The organism is Ureaplasma diversum NCTC 246, assembly GCF_000731915.1.
In the GTDB taxonomy this organism is placed as follows: domain Bacteria; phylum Bacillota_I; class Bacilli_A; order Mycoplasmatales; family Mycoplasmoidaceae; genus Ureaplasma; species Ureaplasma diversum.
Window position 1 is genome coordinate 1 of sequence record NZ_JFDP01000065.1, and the last position, 7,340, is coordinate 7,340.

Sequence of the window (7,340 nt, forward strand, 5' to 3'; positions counted from 1 at the left end):
GATGTTGATCTGTTACCTTTTTATTAACATAAACATAATAAGTAAGGGTTTTGGTTATTTTCAATGTTCTTTACCCCTTAAGAAGATGGTTATCTCTTCTGGATCATATCCTGTCTGGATCCGGTATGGATTACCAGCTTTATCTGTTTGATATATCAAAGGTCGTTTTAAAAAGTTAAGGTCGTTTTCAATCATTCCCATTACTTCTTTTGAAGTTAAATTTAAGTAGTTCTCACGATTTAAATTCATTCGTTTCGAACTATCAGTTTTAAAAGATAGGATGTTTTCAAATCCATTTTCACAAATTGATAAAATTTCTACTAACATCTTGTGTTCAATGAAATCAACACCAATTTGAATTTTTTGAATAGGAATTTGGTTGTCACGGAAAAACTTAATTACTTTTTTACAAGCATTACAGTTGGGCGTATAAAAAACATGGATCATAACTTTACGCTGTTGTTTCCTTTATTACCTTTGAAAATAAACCCAAGATATTATTTTATAATTATAAAGTATATTTACTAAATCTTGTTTATTATAAACACCTATTTAGTATTTAATAATTATCTATTAATGTCTTAAATCAAAATAAAAACCATATCTTATAAGGAGTTGTAGTATGAAACGATTAGTATCAGGGATTCAACCTACTAATAATCTTACATTAGGAAATTATTTAGGAGCTATTGTTAATTTTGTTAAATTACAAGAAGAGTATGAAGTCTTTTTGTTCGTAGCTGATTTACACTCATTAACACCTAATACATTTGATAATAAAGATTTTGTAGCTAATAAAAGAGCAATTGTTGCTACTTATTTAGCAGCAGGACTTGACCCTAATAAAGCTTGCTTGTTTTATCAGTCTTCTATTAAATCAATTCCTTTATTAAGTCATATCTTATTGTGTCAAACAGCACTTGGTGAATTAGAACGAATGACTCAGTTTAAAGATAAAGCTACTAAAGCTGTAAAGATGGCTAATAATACTCAGTTAATACCAACAGGGCTTCTTACTTATCCAACCTTAATGGCTGCAGATATTTTAATTTTTAATTCAAACATTGTCCCTGTTGGTCAAGATCAAAAACAACACTTAGAGTTAACAAGAGTATTAGCTGAACGATTTAATAAAAGGTATAAAGAAACATTTACTGTTCCTGAAGTTTATATTCCCCCTATTGGAGCAAAGATCATGGACCTGTTAGACCCATCAATTAAAATGTCTAAATCTAATCCAAACCCTAAGGGAACAATTTTTTTAAGTGATGAACCAGCTACTATCATTAAAAAAATTAAAGGAGCTGTAACTGATAGTTTAAATAAGGTTCATTATGATCAAGAAAACCAACCAGGAATCAGTAACTTAATGACTATTTATGCTTGTTTAACTAATATGAGTTATGAAGCTATTGAACAAAAATATGATGGAATGAATTATGGAGTCTTTAAAACTGATTTAGCTAATCTAGTAAGTGAGTATATAGCCAAGATCCAATCTAAAATAAATGATTGACTTAAATCAGATGATTTAGATATAATAATAGACAATAGTTCTAAGAAAGCTAATCAAGTTGCTGAACAAACAATTGATTTAGCTTTAAAGAATATGAAATTTATTTAAATAGGTGAGTAGTTGAATGAAAAGAAGTAAAGCAAATCGGTTTTTAATAGCATGTGATTTAGATGGAACACTATTAAATAGTAGTGGACAATTAGACCCTAAAACAATTGAAGGAGTAAAACGAATCATTGATCAAGGACATATTTTCTGTATTGTAACTGGTCGACCAATTCGTGGTGCTATTGATATTTATAACCAATTAAATTTAGATACTGTAATGGCTAATTATAATGGGGCATACATATCTAATCCAAGCGATTCTTCTTTTCAACCAATTAATATGACCTTTAGTAAAGATATTGCCAAAGCAATATTAAAAGATCCATTTATTTCTAAAAATATTACTAATGCTGTAGTTGAAGCTAATAATTCAGCTAGATTATTAAACAATAATTTAGATCCAGCAATTTGAAACACATTTATGAATATTTTCCATGTTCAGATTCCTGATAATGATGAATGTGTTGTTACAATGTGTAATGATTTAAAGAAATTAGAATCTGATGTTAATGCACTATTGTTAAATGTGAATTCAAAATCATTGTTTGATCCTATGGTTTATCACATTAAAAGAATTGCACCAACTTTAGCTGTCCGTAGTTGATCAGTTAAACCATCTGATAATGTTGAAATCATTGAAATCAACTCAGCATTTGCTGATAAATCAATGGCGATGCGTTATTTATCTTCTTACTATGGGATTCCATTAGATCGTTGTATGTCTTTTGGAGATGGAGAAAATGATTTAACAATGTTATATAATGCTGGTTATGGGTTTGCTATGAAAAATGGAACTCGAACAGCTAAATTAATGGCTCGACACATCACAAAGCACACTAATGATGAAAATGGTGTTGTGTGAGAATTAGAATATATGTTTAAAGAATTAGCTAAGCATAACGCTTAATTAAAAAGACAATAAAAAGCACCCGTGATCAAATTGGGTGCTTTTCTAATGCCCTTGAATTACTTTATTCATCACGGTAGTTTTTAACATCTTGGAAACTACCATCTTTTCGTTGGATAAAAATCACAGCTTCTTGGTTTTTACAAAGTGTTTTTGAATATTCTAAAGCTTCTTTTTTAGTTTTGAAAACTTTAGTTACTCTAACTCCTCCACGCTTCATAATTTTCCACCCTTTGTCGCCATAAGGTGATAAATAATAAGTTGGTTTTGGAGCGGCTTTTTCAGTTGATTGCGTTTTTGTAGTACTTTTTTTAGCTACTGTTGCCATTATAAACTCCTGTTTGAAAATAAAGATTTTTATATCTCTTATATTAAATAATACAATAATTTAATTTTTAAAATACTTTTTATATATGCTAGACTATATACCAATAAATATTTGTATAGACAGGTTTTAAATTTTAAGTATGAAAAAAATTAAAAAGAAACATAGAATTTTAATGGCTGGACTTGGTGTTTTAGCTGCTTTTTCAACTATTGGTGCTGTTGCTGTTGCATGTAATAATCAATCTAAAAATAGACAATTATACAGCAATGGCTCAACTACTTTAGACCCTAAACAAGTAGCAAGAACAGTAGCACTTGTTAATGTTAATGATTTACATGGTGCTATCTTAGAAAATGTTGTAAACAACAAAATCAAAAAAGATGGTTATGGAATGATTCGTGTTTTAAACGATATCAACATTATTCGTCAACGTTATGGTAAAGATAATGTTTCTGTTGTTTTAGGTGGAGATAACTACCAAGGTGGACTAGCTTCAGATTTAACTCATGGATTAATGGCTGGTAAAGCTCTTGCTTTGCTTAACCCAGTTGAATCAGTAGTTGGTAACCATGAGTTTGACTGAGGACTTGAATACTTAGATCCTAAACATCCAAGAACTGCAAGTAATATGGCTTTAGCTAAACAATATATGAGTTTGGTTGAAGGACCAAACGATCAAGGTTTCCAAACATTTGCTCAAACATTATGACCAAACCAACCAAAGAAGAAATTCTTAGCTGCTAACATCTTTAAAAAAGGAACTAATGAATTAGTAGATTGAGTTGATCCAACATCTGTTATTGATTTTAATGGATTTAAAGTTGGTATTGTTGGTTTAGCAACTGAAGATACTGTAAGAACTACTTTATTTGCAAACATTAAAGATTTAGATTTTGGTGGTAAACCAGAAAATCTAGCTAAAATTGTTGACCACTATGCTGAAAAATTAATTAAAGAACAAAAAGTAGATACTGTAGTTGTTCTATCTCACTCGTTTGCTAATGAATATGAATTAACTCGTAAAAGAGGAGATAAAACAGAAGTTTGACGTGATGGAAAAGTAGCTCTTAAGGGAACTGAAGGAGAAGCTGTTGAAATCATTAAGAACATGACAAGCAATAATGTTACAGCTATTCTTGCTGCTCACTCTCACAAATTAGTTAATGATAAAATGCGAAACAAAAATGGACACCAAATTATTGTTGCTCAAGGACACTCTAAAGCAAATACAATTTCAGAATTAAGATTTAATTTAAACCACGAAAACAAATTATTATGATCAGAAATGATAGTTAATCCAAGACTATCAACAGCTGGTGAAATTGATGGAACTCATTTTGTTCCTGAAGCTGATTTATTAGACCCAGCTAAAAACAAACACTATGATCAAAACTTATTAGCTATGAAGAAAGTATTAGATCAAGCTAAAGCAATTGAAGATAAACTAGATCAAGATGTGTTAGTTCAAAACAACCCAACAGAATTAAAACGTGAATACTTTGGTCAAGGTGCTGTTGGTTCATTTGTATCAGATTTAGCTGCTGATAATTTAAAATACAAACATCCAACTACTGGTATAGAAAAACCAGTTGATGCGGTTCTTTGAAATGCTGGTGGATTAAGAGCAGATATCCCTGCTGGACCAATCACTAAGAAAGATATTTTAACTGTTGCACCATTTGATAACTTCTTCATTATGGGTGAAATTAGTGTAGCTGATTTAAAGAAAGAATTCTCTAATGAAACTAAAGGGAAAGCTCCATTTGGTGGTAAGTTAAGAATTACTAAGACAAATGATGGAATCACTAAGATCGAAAAGAAACAAGAAGATGGTCAATTTAAAGAATTAAATGATAATGACACAGTTATCATCGCAGTTAATAACTTCATGTGAACAAACGGGGATGGTTATACATTCAGTAAAACACTTAAGAACGTTGATAGCCGATATGACCAAGACTTTGAAAACGCTATCAAATATTTACTAATTAGATGATTAGAAGCAACACCAGCTGAAAAGAAAGAAAAGTTAATGGATAAATACCAAAACTTTAATGCATCTGATCGTTACATCGACAATTCTACTAAAACACCAGCTGCTCCTACTAAATAATTACACCTAATCAACAACCTTAAGCCCGCAACAAAAGCACCCCTTCCAGGTGCTTTTTTCTATCCAAATAATTAACTTTTACTACTTTTAGAAAGCTCTAATTCAGCAGCTATTAAACCTTTAAGAAATAAAGTATTAATAGTTTTAAGTTCATTTATTGAACTAGTATTAGTATTATTTATATTCTTAGCAAGAATAGAACTGATTTGATTTAAAGCATTAGATAATTGTTCTTGCTTATGTGAAGAATAAGTTTCTAAAAACTTAGTTGATATGGTGTTTGTAATTAATGCAAACATCTTATGTTGTTCTTTAATTTTAGTTAATTCTGATTCAGGTTGACTTGATGCATTAGCATTAATTTGAGCTACTACTCAATTAAACCTTTTCTCTTGTTCACTTAATTGTTTATATGAATCATAAAACCATTTAGCTACAGTTGCATTAGCTGGAATCTGTTGATCTAATTTTATAAGGTCTAAGTCTCAATTAATTATTAATGGATGATTAACTATTGATGAATCTAAATCAATAGGTTTTGATTCATTATTGTTTTCTAAAATAGATACATTACTTAAATAATATGAAGAGTTGATAGCTAAATTAGAAAACACCAATTTAGCTACATTATCTTTAACTATAACTTTATTAACAGTACTAAAGGTTTGTTTATCATCCTTTTTAGTTAGTTTAGCTACTAATGTTTTATTATTAGCATTAGTAACATTAACAACTAATTCATATTGGTTATTATTAATTGGGTTTAATACTGGGTTGGTATTAAAAGATAAACTAACTACTTGATTAGTAGGTTTATTTGATTCTGTTGGTTTAGATTCTTCTTGTTTACAACTAATTGCAACAGTAGTTATAGTTGTAAATGTTATTGGGATTAATAAACTTAAAATTAAATGTTTTTTCTTCATAATAATAGATTCTAATAAATAAAAGAATTCTTAAAGTAATGAACATATTTATTGATTGGTTGTTAGGATTATATAAGAAATTTAAACAAACATCTTATTTAAACATCCGTTTTTAATATCTTTTAGTTTTTGGACTTTTTTAGATTGAAGTGAGATTAAATTGTCTAGTTGACTGAAGAAATTGGCGATTTTTTGTTGTTCAGGAAGGTTAGGGATTAATACTTGAAATTTAGATAAAGCATCAATTGTGATGGTTTTAATTATTCCACCAGGTGCTTTCGTTGCTTCTGTTTGAAACTTTAATTTAATTATATAGGCTCAAAATCTAGGATCTATGTTGATTTTATACTTTTCAAATATCAATATAGTTCTATCAACATAAGCATCATATTGTGTTATTGCGGCTCGTCCAATTGTTCCTTGCAAAGTAACTAAAATAGAACCTGCTTTTGTAAAGACACTCATCGGTTGTGCTATTGAACTAATTTTTTGATTAGAATCATCGACTAAATTCATTGAACTAGAAACATCAACGACTTGAATGAATGGCATAGAACCTTCTCCATCATATCAATCCTTGTTTCCATAAGGTTGTGGAAAAGATCCACGTCTATAGCATGATGCTTCTTTAATTGATGTTTTTATCCACTCTCCATCAAACCCCTTAAACCTTAACTCCGGTCTCTCTCTCTCTCTCTCTCTCTCTATCTCTCTTAAAACAACTTTCTTATTCATAACCCCACCCTAAAAAACCAACATATATAATTCTTATATTTTACCAATTAATAATTAATGATAGTTAATCTACTATATTAATAAATTTATTGATAGATTAGATAATATAGTTATTTTAAAATACTAATATTACTTCTTATTATTCATTATTAAAACAATATTAATAATTATTTTTAAATTAATTTAATGATAAGGTTTTGTATTACAATTTATTAATAAATATGGAGGCAAATTATGAATAAAAAAGATAAAGGTGTTTGCCTTAATGAATCATGTGATGAATTCATTAAAACTAAAGATCAAGAAGAAGATAATAGTTTTTGTATAAGTTGTGGAATAGAAAATCTAAATGGTTTTTTATGTGAACATTGTTTAGAACTAGAATCCTTAGAATCATCAGAAGACTTCTTTGATCAAGATTGATGTGTTAATGCTTTAATTGAACGAGACAACCAAATTAGTTCACTTAAAAGACAAGTTAATGAACTAGCTGCTCGTTTAAGTAAATATGAAAAAGTAGAATTAGAAGATACAAATAAACCAACATTTGTATTCTCAACAATTAAGAAAAAAGTTAACTAAAACTAGACAACAAAACCCACTAGCTCAATTAGTGGGTTTTTATATTCTTTTCTTTGTTAGTTTTTATAAGATAGTAAGAGTGCATCAACATCATTAGCATAATAATGTTTGCGAACACTATCTTT

At 29.0% G+C, this 7,340-nt stretch carries 8 protein-coding genes; 4 read left to right on the forward strand and 4 right to left on the reverse strand.

The features are described from left to right. Nucleotides 1-54: 54 nt before the first annotated feature. Nucleotides 55-447 (reverse strand): Spx/MgsR family RNA polymerase-binding regulatory protein, encoded by a 393-nt coding sequence (locus tag UDIV_RS02970; RefSeq protein ID WP_038103134.1) that lies wholly within the window; start codon nucleotides 445-447, stop codon nucleotides 55-57. 175 nt (nucleotides 448-622) lie between these two features. On the opposite strand from UDIV_RS02970, the gene trpS reads away from it, so the two are divergent. Both trpS and UDIV_RS02980 read left to right on the forward strand, forming a co-directional pair. Beyond that, nucleotides 623-1,624 carry a tryptophan--tRNA ligase gene (trpS, locus tag UDIV_RS02975; RefSeq protein WP_038103136.1) on the forward strand — a complete coding sequence of 334 codons (1,002 nt, stop codon included), beginning with the start codon at nucleotides 623-625 and terminating at the stop codon, nucleotides 1,622-1,624. Between the two features lie 16 nt (nucleotides 1,625-1,640). Continuing rightward, entirely contained in the window at nucleotides 1,641-2,531 is an 891-nt protein-coding gene (locus tag UDIV_RS02980; RefSeq protein WP_038103139.1) for a Cof-type HAD-IIB family hydrolase, read from the forward strand. A gap of 64 nt (nucleotides 2,532-2,595) precedes the next feature. Here UDIV_RS02980 and UDIV_RS02985 read toward each other — a convergent pair whose 3' ends face one another. Next, nucleotides 2,596-2,859 (reverse strand): DUF2188 domain-containing protein, encoded by a 264-nt coding sequence (locus UDIV_RS02985; RefSeq protein WP_081847828.1) that lies wholly within the window; start codon nucleotides 2,857-2,859, stop codon nucleotides 2,596-2,598. Between the two features lie 139 nt (nucleotides 2,860-2,998). Between UDIV_RS02985 and UDIV_RS02990 the strand changes: the two genes are divergently transcribed. Next, nucleotides 2,999-4,972 carry a bifunctional metallophosphatase/5'-nucleotidase gene (locus tag UDIV_RS02990; RefSeq protein ID WP_038103142.1) on the forward strand — a complete coding sequence of 658 codons (1,974 nt, stop codon included), beginning with the start codon at nucleotides 2,999-3,001 and terminating at the stop codon, nucleotides 4,970-4,972. A 71-nt stretch (nucleotides 4,973-5,043) separates the two neighbouring features. Here the strand turns inward: UDIV_RS02990 and UDIV_RS02995 are convergent, their stop codons facing one another. Continuing rightward, complete coding sequence (locus tag UDIV_RS02995; RefSeq protein WP_038103143.1) at nucleotides 5,044-5,898, reverse strand: hypothetical protein; 855 nt, start codon at nucleotides 5,896-5,898, stop codon at nucleotides 5,044-5,046. Nucleotides 5,899-5,979: 81 nt separating this feature from the next. After that, a complete protein-coding gene (locus UDIV_RS03000; protein ID WP_038103147.1) occupies nucleotides 5,980-6,633 on the reverse strand; it encodes a restriction endonuclease subunit S in 654 nt (217 codons plus the stop codon). Nucleotides 6,634-6,867: 234 nt separating this feature from the next. Between UDIV_RS03000 and UDIV_RS03005 the strand changes: the two genes are divergently transcribed. Then, complete coding sequence (locus UDIV_RS03005; protein ID WP_038103149.1) at nucleotides 6,868-7,215, forward strand: hypothetical protein; 348 nt, start codon at nucleotides 6,868-6,870, stop codon at nucleotides 7,213-7,215. Nucleotides 7,216-7,340 lie beyond the last annotated feature (125 nt).